15 protein-coding genes are annotated in these 14353 nt (G+C 69.3%); 4 read left to right on the top strand and 11 right to left on the bottom strand.

Annotation, left to right across the window (positions count from 1 at the left end; genetic code table 11):
- Window positions 1–52 precede the first annotated feature (52 nt).
- Window positions 53–766, top strand: coding sequence for a hypothetical protein (locus tag C5O27_RS11255; RefSeq protein ID WP_244216500.1), 714 nt, complete (start codon window positions 53–55; stop codon window positions 764–766).
- 59 nt (window positions 767–825) lie between these two features.
- Window positions 826–2019 (top strand): alpha/beta-hydrolase family protein, encoded by a 1194-nt coding sequence (locus C5O27_RS11250; RefSeq protein ID WP_425269558.1) that lies wholly within the window; start codon window positions 826–828, stop codon window positions 2017–2019.
- On the opposite strand, the gene gatA is transcribed toward C5O27_RS11250, so the two are convergent.
- Both gatA and gatC read right to left on the bottom strand, forming a co-directional pair.
- Window positions 2012–3517, bottom strand: coding sequence for an Asp-tRNA(Asn)/Glu-tRNA(Gln) amidotransferase subunit GatA (gene gatA, locus C5O27_RS11245; protein ID WP_035751243.1), 1506 nt, complete (start codon window positions 3515–3517; stop codon window positions 2012–2014). The genes C5O27_RS11250 and gatA overlap by 8 nt on opposite strands.
- A complete protein-coding gene (gatC, locus tag C5O27_RS11240; protein ID WP_006438859.1) occupies window positions 3514–3825 on the bottom strand; it encodes an Asp-tRNA(Asn)/Glu-tRNA(Gln) amidotransferase subunit GatC in 312 nt (103 codons plus the stop codon). Before gatC ends, gatA begins: the two co-directional genes overlap by 4 nt.
- A 186-nt stretch (window positions 3826–4011) precedes the next feature.
- On the opposite strand from gatC, the gene C5O27_RS11235 reads away from it, so the two are divergent.
- Window positions 4012–4683 (top strand): ACT domain-containing protein, encoded by a 672-nt coding sequence (locus tag C5O27_RS11235; protein WP_127962734.1) that lies wholly within the window; start codon window positions 4012–4014, stop codon window positions 4681–4683.
- A 15-nt stretch (window positions 4684–4698) separates the two neighbouring features.
- Entirely contained in the window at window positions 4699–5211 is a 513-nt protein-coding gene (locus tag C5O27_RS11230; protein WP_006359400.1) for an O-acetyl-ADP-ribose deacetylase, read from the top strand.
- 77 nt (window positions 5212–5288) lie between these two features.
- Here the strand turns inward: C5O27_RS11230 and ligA are convergent, their stop codons facing one another.
- The 9 genes from ligA to C5O27_RS11185 form a co-directional block, all read right to left on the bottom strand.
- Window positions 5289–7373: an NAD-dependent DNA ligase LigA gene (gene ligA / locus C5O27_RS11225; RefSeq protein WP_075863821.1), complete on the bottom strand. Its 2085-nt coding sequence runs from the start codon at window positions 7371–7373 to the stop codon at window positions 5289–5291.
- Window positions 7374–7457: 84 nt separating this feature from the next.
- Window positions 7458–7826: an MmcQ/YjbR family DNA-binding protein gene (locus C5O27_RS11220; RefSeq protein WP_127962733.1), complete on the bottom strand. Its 369-nt coding sequence runs from the start codon at window positions 7824–7826 to the stop codon at window positions 7458–7460.
- A gap of 197 nt (window positions 7827–8023) precedes the next feature.
- A complete protein-coding gene (locus C5O27_RS11215; RefSeq protein WP_127962732.1) occupies window positions 8024–8407 on the bottom strand; it encodes an MmcQ/YjbR family DNA-binding protein in 384 nt (127 codons plus the stop codon).
- Between the two features lie 63 nt (window positions 8408–8470).
- Window positions 8471–9538, bottom strand: coding sequence for a uroporphyrinogen decarboxylase/cobalamine-independent methonine synthase family protein (locus C5O27_RS11210; RefSeq protein WP_006359404.1), 1068 nt, complete (start codon window positions 9536–9538; stop codon window positions 8471–8473).
- Window positions 9484–10602, bottom strand: a complete 1119-nt coding sequence (mnmA, locus tag C5O27_RS11205; RefSeq protein ID WP_127962731.1) for a tRNA 2-thiouridine(34) synthase MnmA — start codon at window positions 10600–10602, stop codon at window positions 9484–9486. The genes C5O27_RS11210 and mnmA overlap by 55 nt, the downstream gene beginning before the upstream one ends.
- Window positions 10602–11822, bottom strand: a complete 1221-nt coding sequence (locus tag C5O27_RS11200; protein WP_127962730.1) for a cysteine desulfurase family protein — start codon at window positions 11820–11822, stop codon at window positions 10602–10604. The genes mnmA and C5O27_RS11200 overlap by 1 nt, the downstream gene beginning before the upstream one ends.
- Before the next feature lie 125 nt (window positions 11823–11947).
- Window positions 11948–12427: a DUF4334 domain-containing protein gene (locus C5O27_RS11195; RefSeq protein ID WP_127962729.1), complete on the bottom strand. Its 480-nt coding sequence runs from the start codon at window positions 12425–12427 to the stop codon at window positions 11948–11950.
- 63 nt (window positions 12428–12490) lie between these two features.
- Complete coding sequence (locus C5O27_RS11190) at window positions 12491–13330, bottom strand: lysophospholipid acyltransferase family protein (RefSeq protein ID WP_035751361.1); 840 nt, start codon at window positions 13328–13330, stop codon at window positions 12491–12493.
- A 14-nt stretch (window positions 13331–13344) separates the two neighbouring features.
- On the bottom strand, window positions 13345–14262 hold the full coding sequence (locus tag C5O27_RS11185; RefSeq protein WP_127962728.1) for a GNAT family N-acetyltransferase: 918 nt from the start codon (window positions 14260–14262) through the stop codon (window positions 13345–13347).
- Between the last annotated feature and the right edge of the window lie 91 nt (window positions 14263–14353).

The raw sequence follows: 14353 nt of genomic DNA, 5'->3' as shown, positions 1-14353 counted from the left end.
CGCCCGTCGGAGCGATGTGGCCAGGCGGTTGCGCTCCCTAGCGTCAATGCCCATGAACCCTTCAGGTCCACTGCGGAAATGTCCTTCGGCCAACACTTCTCAACTCACCGATCATGCCGGTCGCACACGCCCACGACGTCCGCACCGCTGGCTGGTCGCCGCACTGACACTGACCGTTCTCCTTGCCGGACAGTGGATGTCGACGGCGCACGCGGTCGCCGGTGACGTCATTTCGACCACGGGTGTGGTCGTCCCCGACCCGGAGGACGCCGACAACCCGTACGCCGCCGCCGTCGTGGCGCTGACGGGGCCTGCCCCGGCCACGACGATGGGCGTTCTGCCCGCGACCTTCGACGTGCACATGGGTTACACGCCGGCCGTCGTGGCGGGTGTGCCCAGCGACCCGAACGGCGACTGCTCGTCCCCGGTACCGCTCCCCGACCGGTTCACACCGCTCTGCCGCACCCATGATCTCGGTTACGACCTGCTGCGTGCGGCGGCCACCGACGGTCGTCCACTGGGCTCGTGGGCGCGGTTCGCCCTGGACCGCATGCTGATCGACGCGATGCAGCGCTCGTGCAGCAACCCGGCGTGCGACGCCGCGGCACGCGTCGCCCGGATCGGCTTGTCCTGGAACACCTGGCGTCAGTTCGGCGGACCGCCGACCCGGCACGAATCGATCCCGCAACTGGTGTCCACCACGGTCGAACGCGCACTCGTCGACCGGCACCCCCGCACCGGGACCACCACCGAGGAGCTCTCGTGATGGCCTCGCCCGCACCAACGTCGGCGCACACCGGGCGACACCTGCCTCACCCTGTCCTCGTGATCAGCGTCGTCGTCGCATATCTCGTCGCCCTCCACCCTGGCACACTTCCGCGCGATGCGATGACGACCACGGTCGTGACGACCGGCGTCACGGCACTGGGCGCGGTCATCGGAATGCTGTTGGCGCGATGGGTATCCCGACGCCACGGGCAACCGGATGGGCAGACACGACGCGACGTCCTCGGTGTCGGCGTGCTGGTCGCGGCCGGCGGTGCGGGACTGGCAGTGTGGTGGCAGAACCTGATCCGTGCTGCCGTCGGTGCACTGCCGGTCGGCCCCGACTGGTGGGCGGGCGCCACGCTCGCACCCGTCGCGGTCGTTGCCGCAACCGTGGTCGTCCCTCGTGTCACCGCGGTCATCGCGGCGGCGGCGGTCGCGCTCACCGCGGGCCTCCTCACCCCAGCCTCCGCGGGTGCCGACGAGGCGCAACCGCTGCCGCGGACTGTCGCCGTCTCCGAGTCCGGGACACTGTTGCGCGGAAAGCTCTCGGCCCCGGAATTCACTGCTCCGGCAACACGATTGGTGCAGTCTTGGGTGTCCGGGGACGGACTGTCGGCGCGGGCGGTGATCGTGGCCGTCCCCACCGGATCGGGCTGGGTCGACCCGGCCGCGGTCACCGGCTTCGTCGACCGCTTCGGCGCCGACGTCCGAATCCTGGCGCTCCCCTACGCCGACGTCCCGTCGTGGCAGGCGTTCATCTCCGACGACGCCGCGGCGACGGAGTCGTCGATCGCGCTGGTTCGCGAGGTCGCGGAGGTGTTGCAGGGCCGACCCGCAGGTGACCGGCCCCTGCTGGTGCTCTACGGCCAGAGCCTGGGCGCGGTCGGCGCCGACGCCGCCCGCACCTGGCTCGAGGACCGCCACCCGGGACTGCTCGCCGAGACCGTGCTGACCGCACCGCCCGCCGAGACGGTGGCCGCGGAGTCGGACTCACCGCGGGTCGTCGTGGCCAATCGCACCGATCCGGTGATCCGGTGGTCGCTCAGCTCGCTGTGGCGTCCCGCGACGACGCCGGACGGGACCGTACTCGGCGGACCCCGGGTACCCCAGGTCCCCTGGCTGCCGGTGATCAGCTTCCTGCAGACCAGCGTCGACCTGCTGGCCGCACTCGACGGGCCCACCGGCGTCGGACACCGCTACGGGGCGGAGCAGGCACGTGGGTTACCGGCCTGCCGCGATGACCTCAGATGATCGCGCCGCGAGCCGCCTCATACGACGCGCCGACGCGGTAGAGCCGATCGTCGGCGAGGGCGGGCGCCATGATCTGCAGGCCGACGGGCATGCCGTCGTCCTCGGACAGACCCGACGGCACCGACATCGAGCCGATCCCGGCCAGGTTCACCGGCAGTGTGCAGAGGTCGAACAGGTACATCGCCAGCGGGTCGTCGACCTTCTCCCCGATCGGGAAGGCGGTGGTCGGCGTGGTCGGCGAGATCAGCACGTCGACCTTCTCGAAGGCGTTGGTGAAGTCGCGCGAGATCAGGGTGCGGACCTTCTGTGCCTGACCGTAGTAGGCGTCGTAGTAACCCGACGACAGCGCATAGGTGCCGATCATGATGCGGCGCTTGACCTCTGGTCCGAACCCGGCCTCGCGGGACAGTGCCATCACCTCGTCGGCCGAATGCGACCCGTCGTCGCCGACACGCAGGCCGTATCGCATGGCGTCGAAGCGTGCGAGGTTCGACGACACCTCCGAGGGCAGGATCAGGTAGTAGGCGCCGAGCGCGTAGGTGAAGTGCGGGCAGCTGACCTCGACGACCTCGGCGCCGCGCTCGGTGAGGAGCTTGACGGCCTGGTGGAACGAGTCGAGCACGCCCGACTGGTAGCCCTCGCCCTGCAGTTCGGTGACGACGCCGATCTTGACACCCTTGAGGTCCTGCTCGGCACCTTCGCGGGCGGCGGCGACCACGTCGGGCACCGGGACGTTGATCGACGTCGAGTCGCGCGGGTCGTGCCCGGCGATGACCTCGTGCAGCATCGCGGTGTCGAGAACCGTACGACCACACGGGCCACCCTGGTCCAGCGACGACGCACAGGCGACGAGCCCGTAGCGCGAGACGGTTCCGTAGGTGGGTTTGACGCCGACGGTCGCGGTGACCGCGGCCGGCTGACGGATGGAGCCACCGGTGTCGGTGCCGATCGCCAGCGGCGCCTCGTACGCGGCCAGTGCCGCGGCGCTGCCACCACCCGAGCCACCCGGGATCTTGGTGGGGTCCCACGGGTTTCGGGTCAGCTGGTAGGCGGAGTTCTCGGTCGAGCTGCCCATGGCGAACTCGTCCATGTTGGTCTTGCCCAGGATCGGGATGCCCGCGGCGCGGAGACGTTCGGTGACCGCGGCGTCGTAGGGCGGCACCCATCCCTCGAGGATCTTGGAACCGCACGTGGTGGGGGCGTCGGTGGTGGTGAAGACGTCCTTGAGCGCGATGGGCACACCGGCGAGCGACGACACCGCGTCGCCCGAGGCGATCGCATCGTCGGCAGCCTTGGCGGCGACGAGCGCCTCGGCGCCGCTGACATGCAGGAAGGCACCGAGCTCACCGTCGACCTCGGCGATGCGATCGAGGTGTGCCTGCGTGACCTCCACCGAACTGACCTCGCGGGTCGCGATCTTGGTGGCGAGTTCGGCGGCGGACAGACCGGTCAGGTCACCGGCGGGACGAGGCGCTGCGGCGTGCGACGCGGGGCTCACTGCTCTTCTCCCAGGATCTGCGGAACGGCGAAACGGTCCTGCTCGACGGCCGGCGCACCGGACAGCGCGGCGTCGGTGCTCAGACCGGGCACGACGACGTCGGGGCGCAGCACGTTGGCGAGCTCGGCCGGATGGGCGGTGCCGGGCACGTCGTCGGCAGCCACCTCGGACACCGATGCGACGTGGGTCAGGATGGAGTCCAGCTGCTTGGCGTAGACATCGAGTTCGTCCTCGCTCAGCGCCAGTCGCGACAATCGCGCCAGGTGCGCGACCTCTTCTCGCGATATGGACTTCGGTTCGCCAGCCACCGTCATCGCCCTTTCTCACCATCACTTGCTCGGGAATGAATGCCCACCGCGGCGCCTTCGCGACGCAGATGTGCCTCTCCAGCCTATGGGAACGCGCCGATCCGACTCACTTCAGCCACCGTTTGCACGCCCGGGCTCGGTCCGCCCCTCCCCGGCGGTGCGCGCCCGACCCTCACGAGTGCGAGAATGGCCCACGTGTCTTACCTGTTGCGCGTCTACCTCGAGGACCGTCCCGGCAGTCTCGGCGTGCTCGCCGTGCAACTCGGTTCGGTCGGTGCAGACATCCTGTCTCTCGAGGTGGTCGAACGCGGCAACGGTTACGCAGTCGACGACCTCGTCGTCGAGGTCCCGCCGGGCTCACTGCCCGACAGCCTGATCACGGCCGCCGAGAAGGTCAACGGCGTCCGGGTGGATTCCATCCGCCCGTACTCCGGTGTGCTCGACACCCATCGTGAACTCGAACTCGTCGACCAGGTCGCCACCGCCAAGCGCAACGACCGCCTCCAGGTCCTCGTCGACAACGCCCCGCGCGTACTGCGGGTGTCCTGGGCGATGGTCATCACCAAGGCCAGCGGCGGCGTACTGCAGCTGTTCGGTTCCTCCGGGGCGCCGGAAACCCCGCTCACCCGGGCCGACTGGCTGCCGCTGGAGCATGCGGCACAGCTCGACGCGGAGGGCGACTGGGTACCGGGTGCCTGGCAGGACATGGACACCCGACTCGCCGCGGCGCCCATCGGCTCCAACGACAAGGCGGTCCTGCTCGGCCGCATCGGCGGACCCGATTTCCGGCCATCCGAGGTCGCCCGGCTCGGCTACCTGGCAGGCATCGTCAGTACGGTGTTGCGCGCCGACGGATAGCGCGATGATGGAGCCATGACCTCCATCACGCTCGTGCAGGGAGACATCACCCTTCAGTCGGTCGACGCGATCGTCAACGCCGCCAACTCGACGCTGCTCGGCGGCGGCGGGGTCGACGGGGCCATCCACCGTCGCGGGGGTCCCGCGATTCTCGCCGAGTGCAAGGACCTCCGGGCCGGTCGCTACAAGCGCGGTCTCCCGGTCGGTGAGGCGGTCGCCACCACTGCGGGCGATCTGGACGCACGCTGGGTCATCCACACCGTCGGGCCGGTGCACTCATACGACGAGGACCGTTCCGAGTTCCTGATCTCCTGCTATCGTGAATCTCTGCGTGTCGCAGACGAATTGGGTGCATCGACGATCGCCTTCCCGGCCATCTCGACCGGCGTCTACGGCTGGCCGATGGACGACGGCGCACGCCGGGCCGTCGGCACGGTCCGGTCCGCCGACACCATGATGACGGAGATCCGGTTCGTGTTGTTCGACCCGCGGGCATATCGCGCCTTCGACAAGGCGCTGAACGGTTGACGCTGCCTGTTCTTCGTGGCAGTGCTACCAGGCGAACGCATCACCGATCTGCCGGCCGCGTCTGGCGGTGACCCCGTCTACTCAGGACTGCCGGTCTCCAGCAGTCGCTTGAACGCGTCCTCGTCGAGTACCGGGACGCCGAGCTGTTCGGCCTTGTCGGCCTTGCTTCCCGGCGAATCGCCGACGACCACGTAGTCGGTCTTCTTCGACACCGAACCCGACGCCTTGCCCCCGCGCTGCAGGATCGCCTCTTTGGCGCCGTCACGGGAGAAGTCCACCAGCGATCCGGTCACGACGATGGTCTTGCCCTCGAGCGTTCGCGCGATCGACTCGTCACGCTCGTCCTCCATGGAAACGCCTGCCGCACGCCACTTCTCGACGATCTCGCGATGCCAGTCGACGGTGAACCAGTCGTGGATCGATTGTGCGAGGGTCATGCCGAGGCCCTCGACGTCGGCCAGTTGTTCGACGTCGGCGGATTCGATGGCCTCCAGCGAGCCGAACTCGGTGGCCAGCGCGCGCGCGGCAGTGGGACCGACATGGCGGATCGACAGACCCACCAGCACCCGCCACAGCGCGACGTCCTTGGCCTTGTCGAGGTTGGCCAGCAAACGTTTTCCGTTCGCCGACAGCGCGCCGGCCTTCGTCGTGAACAGATCGGTGCGGGCGAGATCGTCGGCGGTGATGGAGAACAGGTCTCCTTCGTTGCGGATCACCTTGGCCGACAGCAGCGCGGTCGCCGCCTCGTAGCCGAGCGCCTCGATGTCGAAGGAGCCGCGCCCGGCGAGGTGAAAGAGCCGCTCCCGCAACTGTGCCGGGCAACTCTCCTGATTCGGGCACCGGACGTCGACGTCGGATTCCTTCTCCGGACGTAGCGGCGTACCGCATTCCGGGCAGCGCTCGGGCATCTCGAACTCGACCTCGGAGCCGTCGCGCAGGTCGACGACCGGTCCGAGGACCTCGGGGATCACGTCGCCGGCCTTGCGAATGGTCACGGTGTCGCCGATGAGGACGCCCTTGCGCTTGACCTCCGAGCCGTTGTGCAGGGTGGCCCGGGAGACGGTCGAGCCGGCGACGAGGACCGGTTCGAGCACCGCGAACGGTGTGACGCGACCGGTGCGTCCGACGCCGACCTGGATGTCGCGCAGCTTGGTGGTGGCCTCCTCCGGCGGGTACTTGTAGGCGATCGCCCATCGCGGTGCACGCGAGGTGGAACCGAGGCGGCGCTGCAGGGTGAAGTCGTCGACCTTGACCACGATGCCGTCGATCTCGTGCTCGACGTCGTGACGGTGCTCGCCCCAGTAGGAGATCTTCTCGAGGATCTCGGCAGCGCCCGAAGCCTTGGTGGTGTGCGTCGACACCGGCAGTCCCCATGCACCGAGCGCGAGATACGCATCATGCAGCGACTCCGGCCGCCAGCCCTCGGTGTGACCGATACCGTGACAGATCATCCGCAGTTTGCGACGAGCCGTGACCTGCGGGTTCTTCTGACGCAGCGAACCGGCCGCCGAATTGCGAGGATTGGCGAACGGCGGCTTGCCGTCGGCCACCAGGGACGCGTTGAGCGCCTCGAAATCCTCCCCCCGGAAGAAGACCTCGCCGCGCACCTCGAGGACGTCCGGGATCGGGTACTCGTCGGAGGCCGTGAGGCGCTGCGGGATGTCCTCGATGGTGCGGGCGTTGAGGGAGACGTCCTCGCCGGTGCGCCCGTCGCCGCGGGTGACGCCGCGTTCCAAGACACCGTTGCGATACACCAGCGCCAACGCGACCCCGTCGATCTTGAGTTCGCAGAGGAACTCGGCCTCGACGCCGGCGTCGGAGTTGACCCGCTCGACCCAGGAGGTCATCTCCTCGTAGTCGAAGACGTTGTCCAGCGACATCATCCGCTCGAGATGGTCGACCGGGGAGAATGCGGTCGAGAAACCACCGCCGACGAGCTTGGTCGGCGAATCGGGGGTGGCGAGCTCGGGATGGCGCTCCTCGAGATCCTGCAGGCGGCGCAGCAGCTCGTCGAACTCGCCGTCGGTGATGACCGGCGCATCCTTCACGTAGTAACGGAACTGATGGTCGCGGATCTCCTCGGCGAGAGCCGCCCACTCCTCGCGCAGGTCTGCCTCGGGTCCCGACTGCTCGATGGCCCCCGACTCCGTTGTTTCTGCCACGTCCCGAGGGTATCGGAGTGCTCGGACAGGCTCGCCTCTCTGCTCCCTGAGGAGCCCGGAGCCTGCGGAGGGCGTCTCGAAGGGTCAGCCGTCGAGCTTGGCCAGGGACCGTTTCGGCGCGACGTGCCGGTAGCTGGCATCGAGGAGTTCGGCGACCTCGTCCCACTCCGTGTCACCGTCGAGGATCAGTCCGAGCCACCCGTAGGGGCCGTAGTAGGCGGGTACGTAGAACCGCGGGTCCTCTTCGAGCGCGGGTTTCTCCGCCTCGTCGGGGATGAACAGGATCGACTGGTCGTGACGGACCTTGCCACCCTTGAGACCGCCGCCGTAGTTGGCGAACATCTTGCCGCACCGGAACGTCGGGCGGCCGTGTGCGACGACCTCGGTGGCGTCGGGCAGCGCGAGGGCGATCTCGCGGACGCGACCCAGGATCGGGTCGGCGTCGTCGAACATGATCGGATGCGGCCCCTCGCAGGATAGTTCCGCCGGACGCGAAATCTCGTCCCCCTCAGTGACTGTCGAGGGCAACTTGCCCTCGGGTGCCTGTCACGGGGACGAGAATCCGGGGGTATGTGTGGGTCTGAGTCTTCCGAGCACCTCGCCGCCGGTCACGGGAGAGTCTCGGGGCATGCCCTCAAACCCACAGAACCTCAGCCGTCGAGCTTGGCCAGGGACCGCTTCGGCGCGACCTGCCGGTAGCTCGCGTCGAGGAGTTCGGCGACCTCGTCCCAGTCGGTGGTGTCCTCGAGGATCAGGCCCAGCCAGCCGTAGGGGCCGTAGTAGGCGGGCACGAAGAACCGCGGGTCCTCCTCAAGGGCCGGTTTCTCCGACTCGTCGGGGATGAACAGGATCGACTGGTCATAGCGGACCTTGCCACCCTTGAGGCCGCCGCCGTAGTTGGCGAACATCTTGCCGCACCGGAACGTCGGGCGACCGTGCGCGACGACCTCGGTGGCGTCGGGCAGCGCGAGCGCGATCTCGCGGACGCGACCCAGGATCAGGTCCGCGTCGTCGAACATGATCGGATGCGGCACCCTCGCAGGATAGTTCCGGCAGGCGGCGTTCCGCAGAGCTTCCAGGGCACCGGCTCCAGGAGGTCAGAGCGCGGTCGGGTCGGTGCCGAGCAGCTGACCCGCTTCGGCGGTCACCGCGAGAGCCTTTTTCGCCCAGCTCTCCGACGCCCCGGCGAGACCGCAGGTCGGTGTGACGATAACGTTCTCGGACAACACTTTTCGGCTGAGGCCGATGCGATCGGTGATGGCGGCGAGGTCGGTCGCGACGGTGTCGGCGTTCACCGGTCGCTTCGGCGCGGTGGACGGGATTCGGCCGGCCACGAGGATGTCCCCGCGGTCGATGAGCATCCCGATGCCGTCGAGGTCGGCGTCGGTGGGTGCGGTGACGTCGATCGAGTACGCCACGCCCCGAAGGTGTTCGAGGAGGTCCCAGCGGGGCCGGTTGCAGTCGTGGAGCACCACCGGCGCGTCGACGTGTTCGATGAGTTCGGTGAGGGCCCGCGCCGCCTCGACGGCGGGGACCGCCCGGATCGGGTCGAACCGGGTGAGGGGCTTGACGGTTCCGTCGATGACTCGACCGATCATCGGCTCGTCGATCTGGACGACGACCTGTGCGCCGAGGCGGCGCTTGATCTCGCCGACGTGTTCACGGAGCCCTTCGGCAGTCGACGCGACGATGTCGCGGACCGCTCCCGGATCCTTCAGCACGCGATGGCCGTTCGGCAGTTCCACAGAAGCCGAGGTGGTGAACGGACCGGCGACCTGGACCTTGAACGGACGCCCGGTACCGACGAATCCCGCTGTCTCCCATAGCTCCTCGACGACGTCGAGATCCTCCTTGAGGAAGTCGCGGGCGCGGCGGGTCAGTTGCGATTCCCGTTGCGCCAGACGGTATCCCCAGGTCGCGGTGTCCATCGGGAGGTCGACGAGGATCGCGGCCATCCGGCCGATCAGATCCGAACCCGCCCCGCGACCGGGGAGTTCGACGAGGTGTGCGAGGTCGAGCTCACCATTGACCACGGCGGCCGCCGCGCGCGGATCGGTGCCGGGCATCGAGCCCACGCCGGTTCCGACGCCGGTGGGCAGGCCTGGTGTGGTCACCGAGTCGCGACGGCGGTCGGCTGCGACGAGGTGGACGCGATCCGCCCGCATCCCACGACCTGGTCGCCGTGCTCCGCGTCCGGCAGGTACAGCACGGCGGCCTGACCGCGTGCGACGCCGGTCAGCGGTTCGTGCAGGGCGATGTCGATCGCGGGTTCGCCGGCGACGATGGTCGGGGTCGCGGTGACGGGTGCGAGCCCGCCGTGTGCACGCACCTGGACCACGGCCACGAACGGCTCGTCGGGGGTGATGCCCGACGTCCACACCGCACGGGTCGCGGTGATGCCCCAGACCTGCAGGTCCTCGGCGGTGCCGACCGTGACGGTGCCCGACGCCGGGTCGATCTCGGTGACGTAGCGGGGCTTGCCGTCGGCTGCGGGCGCATCGATGCCGAGGCCCTTGCGCTGTCCGATGGTGAAGCCGTGGACTCCTTCGTGGTCGGCGAGGCGCTCGCCGGAGGAGGCGTCGACGACCGCGCCCGGACGGATGCCGATCTTGGCACCGAGGAAGGCGCGGGTGTCGCCGCTGGGGATGAAGCAGATGTCGTGCGAGTCGGGCTTGTCGGCCACCGCGAGACCGCGGCGTGCCGCCTCCGCCCGGATCTCGGCCTTCGGGGTGTCACCGATCGGGAACAGCGCGCGGGACAGCTGCTCGCGCGTCAGGACGGCCAGCACGTAGGACTGGTCCTTGTCGTGGTCGACGGCGCGACGCAGCTCGCCGTCGACGAGCTGCGCATAGTGACCGGTGGCGAGGGCGTCGAAGCCGAGGGCGATCGCCTTGTCGGCGAGCGCGGCGAACTTGATCTTCTCGTTGCACGTCAGGCAGGGGTTGGGGGTGCGTCCGGCGGCGTAGGCCTCGACGAATTCGTCGATGACGTCGTCCTTGAACCGGTCGGCGAAATCCCAGACGTAGAAAGGGATTCCGAGCACGTCCGCGGCGCGGCGGGCGTCCGAGGCGTCCTCCCGCGAGCAACAGCCGCGCGATCCGGTGCGCAGGGCTCCGGGCGCGGTGGAGAGAGCGAGGTGGACGCCGACGACCTCGTGCCCGGCGTCGACGGCACGTGCCGCCGCGACCGCCGAGTCGACGCCGCCGCTCATTGCTGCGAGTACGCGCATCACGAGACCTTTCCGCCGGGTGCGGAGACGAGGCCGGCGGCGCGAGCTCGATCCACGACCTCGTCGATGACCTGCGCCACCGCGTCGATGTCGGCGTCGGTGGTCGTGTGGGAGAGCGAGAACCGCAGCGACGACCGGGCGTCGGCCATGTCGAGCCCCATCGCGAGCAGCACATGGCTGGCCTGCGCGACACCCGCCGTGCAGGCGGAACCGGTGGAGCATTCGATGCCCTTGGCGTCGAGCAGCATGAGCAGAGAGTCGCCCTCGCAGCCGATGAAGGAGACGTGGACGTTTCCCGGAAGCCGTGCATCTGGTGCGGCGCCGTTGCGTACCGCCCCTTCGACACCGAGCAGGGTCTCGGAGAGCCGCGACGCCAGGGCGCGCACGCGGGCGGTGTTCTCCTCCAGGTGTTCGACGCACCAGGTCAGAGCGGCGGCCATCCCGGCGGCGCCGGCGACATCCTGGGTTCCCGACCGCACGTCCCGTTCGTGGCCGCCGCCGTGCTGCAGCGGGACGCAGGCGACCTCGCGGCCGAGCAGCAGCGCGCCGACGCCCTGCGGACCGCCGAACTTGTGGGCGGCGAGGCTCAGCGCGGACAGTCCGCTGGCGGCGAAGTCGACCGGCAGGTGGCCGACGGCCTGGATGGCATCGGAGTGCACCGGTACGCCGAACTCGGCTCCGAGCGCGGCGATCTCGGCGATGGGCTGGATGGAACCCACCTCGTTGTTGGCCCACATGACCGAGATGAGGGCCGTCTGGTCGGCGTGTGCCTCGAGTTCGGCCCGGAGCTCGGCGGGTGAGACCACGCCGTCGGCGTCGACCGGCAGCACCACGAGTTCTGCGCCGGCGTCGGCCGCGAGCCACTGGGCAGGGTCGAGGACCGCGTGGTGCTCCACCGCCGACACGATGATGCGGCGACGCTGCTCATCGGCGCGGCGACGGGCCCAGTAGATGCCCTTGATCGCGAGGTTGTCCGATTCGGTGCCGCCGCCGGTGAAGATGACCTCCGACGGACGTGCACCGACGGCCGCGGCGATCGCCTCGCGCGCCTCCTCGAGGCGGCGTCGGGCGGTTCGGCCGGAACCGTGCAGTGACGAGGCGTTGCCCGGGGCACCGAAGACAGCGGTCATCGCCTCGACGGCTTCGGGCAGCATCTGCGTCGAAGAGGCGTGGTCGAGGTAGACGGATGTGCGCGGCGGCACTCGGGTTGACAGGGGCATCGCTAGCAAGGATAAACGCGCGGCGGACGTCGACAAATTCCGCGACTTGTGAGCACTGTGTGCACGCGCTGGTCATCGGGCGCCCGACCACCCGACCCGACCCCGCGGCCGCCTTCTCGGACGTCTCAGACGCGTTCGAGGTAGAAGTACAGGTGCCGTCCGTCGATGACGCCGCCCTTGCCGTTCATGATGCCCATGACGGTGGTGTCGTCGACGCGCTTGAAGTGATCGATGACCGGCTGGCCGTCGTAGACCATCGACGCGGTGATCTCCCCGCGGAACTCGACCGCCCACAGGCTCGCCTCACCCTTGCCGAGCTTGACGTTGGAGAACAGCTTGCCGTTCTCGTCACGGCAGACCAGCGGCTGCACATCGCTGCGCGAGGTGAAGGTCTTGCCGAACCAGTTGGCCTTCGCCAGCATCCCGTTGATGGCGTGGCCGGTGGTGAACTCACCGCCCTTCCAGGCGCCGAGCATCTCCTCGGGACGCAGCGTCGTCAGTCCTGCCCAGACGGTGTCGAGGACCGCGTCGTCGACGAGCCCTTCCGCTTCCCGCAGTTCGAAGAACTTGGCGCGGGCCGCTTCTCGGGTCAGGGTGGACGTCATCGTCGGACTCCTTCGACATACGGCGATCTCCTCGGCCGCGTGCGCGGCCGCTTGCGAAGGAACCTATATCAGAGAACGTTCGATGTCACTTTCCGCGGCGCTCAACACACGCTCGCAACGCCGGGCCAGTTCGCGACGGTCGGCGCCCGGCACCTCGGCGTGTTCGAGGCGGACGACCACCGTCAGTCCGCGGGCCCGCAGCACCCGGCGCAAGGTGTCGAGCGGTGAGTCGTCGCCGATGAAGCTCGGGGCCGTCGCGGCACGCCCGTCGGGCCCGAGGAACCGTAGGCGAACCGGGAACACCGGCACCCCGGCGTCGACCGCCGCCTGGAAGAACGCGGGCCGGAACGCACCGCCGGTCCGGCCGCAGAAGGTTGTCCCCTCCGGGAACACGATCACCGACGATCCGGTTGCCAGGCGCGCGGAGACCTCACCCACTGCCGCCGGGAGTCCGCGCAGCGTCCCACGGTCTACCGCGATCACCCCGAACCGGCGCGCGAGCCCGGCCACCACCGGCATGTCGACGACGTCGGACTTCGCCACCACCGGTGCCGGGCTGACGAGAGCCAGCGCGAGGACGTCGAGAAAGGAGATGTGGTTGGCGACGATGAGTCCGGTTGCGCGCGGATCCCTCCGCCGGTCGTCGACGACGACCCTGATGCCGAGCGCGGCGAGCAGCGGACCCGCGGCCCGCGCACGCAGGGCTCGTCGGGGCCGCCTCCGGAGCCGCGCCATCGTCCCGTCGGCAATGGGTGTCGCGACGATCCAGCCGGCGATCGCGGCCAGACGACACAACCGCCCACCGGTGACCACGGCGTCGGCTGCCCGCCTCTCGGCCCGCGGACCGAGGCAGGCATGCCCGCAGGTGCTCACCGGGAACCACGGGTGACGCTCCACCGGCATGATGGTCACCGCGGTCAGGCCCCTGCCGAGCCGAGACGCTGGGCACTCGATCGCAGGCGGTCGAGATAGCGCCGGTTGGCGCCCTCCCGGTCGATGAGGGTGAGGAAGTCCGCGACATCGAAGACGTCGTCGACGGCGGGCTCACCACAGATACGGGCGCCCATCCGCAGGTATCCGCGCATCAGGGGCGGCATCCCGATGGTGTCCGACGGCGTGATGTCGTCGAGGAGCCGCCCACCGATGCGTGCTGGCGTCAGCGGGGTGACTCGTCGATCGGCGTCGGCATACTCCTCGCGCAGGCGGTCGCGGACGGCGCGCAGCACGGACCCGGGCATCCACTCCCCCGGGCTGTGCAGCGGCACCGACACGCAACCCATCAGGTACCGGTAGCCCGCGAGATCCATGTATTGCAGCAGGGCCGCCCACATGAGGGCGGTGACCGATCCGTCACGATGCCTGCCGTCCACGCAGGCGCGCCCCAGTTCGACTGTCTCGGAGAAGATGTCGGCCAATCGACTCAGGTCGAACTCGGTGGATGAGTACCAGCCGCCGGCGGCGATCGCACGCGGAGGTGCCAGCAGCCGTGCGCACCCGATGACGCCGTGGTCGTCGTGCCGCACGACGAGGTGCTCACAGAACTCGTCGAACCGGTCGGCGTCGCAGCCGGTGGTCGCGTCGCCGATACGGTCGGAGAAGCCGGGCTCGTCGGCGAAGACCCGGTAGCGAAGTCGTTGGGCGGCAAGGATGTCGGCCGAGTCGTCGGACACCAGCACCCGCACGGGTCCGGCGGTCAGCAGGGTGGCCGAGACGGCGGAATCGGTTGCCGCGGTGGTGGCGATGGACTGTAGAGCGTTCATGCCCCGTATGAAAGCCACCGCCGGCGTCGCCACGACCACGGCCGCATGACGTGTCGGGGCGATCCGGATGAACACGTGCCGCTCCGGCGACCTCGGGTGAACGGGCCGCGAACACACGGTGGCCCCCGACGCGAACGTCGGGGGCCACCGGGGTACTGCGTGATCT

The organism is Gordonia alkanivorans (assembly GCF_004011905.1).
Taxonomy (GTDB): Bacteria; Actinomycetota; Actinomycetes; order Mycobacteriales; family Mycobacteriaceae; genus Gordonia; species Gordonia alkanivorans.
This window is presented reverse-complemented; position numbering and strand designations above follow the sequence as displayed.

Coding starts and splice junctions, on each gene's coding strand:
- mnmA (WP_127962731.1), bottom strand. CDS start 10,602: ATGCGCGTACTCGCAGCAATGAGCGGCGGCGTCGACTCGGCGGTCGCG.
- C5O27_RS11190 (WP_035751361.1), bottom strand. CDS start 13,330: ATGCCGGTGGAGCGTCACCCGTGGTTCCCGGTGAGCACCTGCGGGCAT.
- C5O27_RS11195 (WP_127962729.1), bottom strand. CDS start 12,427: ATGACGTCCACCCTGACCCGAGAAGCGGCCCGCGCCAAGTTCTTCGAA.
- C5O27_RS11235 (WP_127962734.1), top strand. CDS start 4,012: ATGGCCCACGTGTCTTACCTGTTGCGCGTCTACCTCGAGGACCGTCCC.
- C5O27_RS11220 (WP_127962733.1), bottom strand. CDS start 7,826: ATGTTCGACGACGCCGACCCGATCCTGGGTCGCGTCCGCGAGATCGCC.
- C5O27_RS11200 (WP_127962730.1), bottom strand. CDS start 11,822: ATGCCCCTGTCAACCCGAGTGCCGCCGCGCACATCCGTCTACCTCGAC.
- C5O27_RS11210 (WP_006359404.1), bottom strand. CDS start 9,538: ATGCGGGCGGATCGCGTCCACCTCGTCGCAGCCGACCGCCGTCGCGAC.
- C5O27_RS11230 (WP_006359400.1), top strand. CDS start 4,699: ATGACCTCCATCACGCTCGTGCAGGGAGACATCACCCTTCAGTCGGTC.
- C5O27_RS11255 (WP_244216500.1), top strand. CDS start 53: ATGAACCCTTCAGGTCCACTGCGGAAATGTCCTTCGGCCAACACTTCT.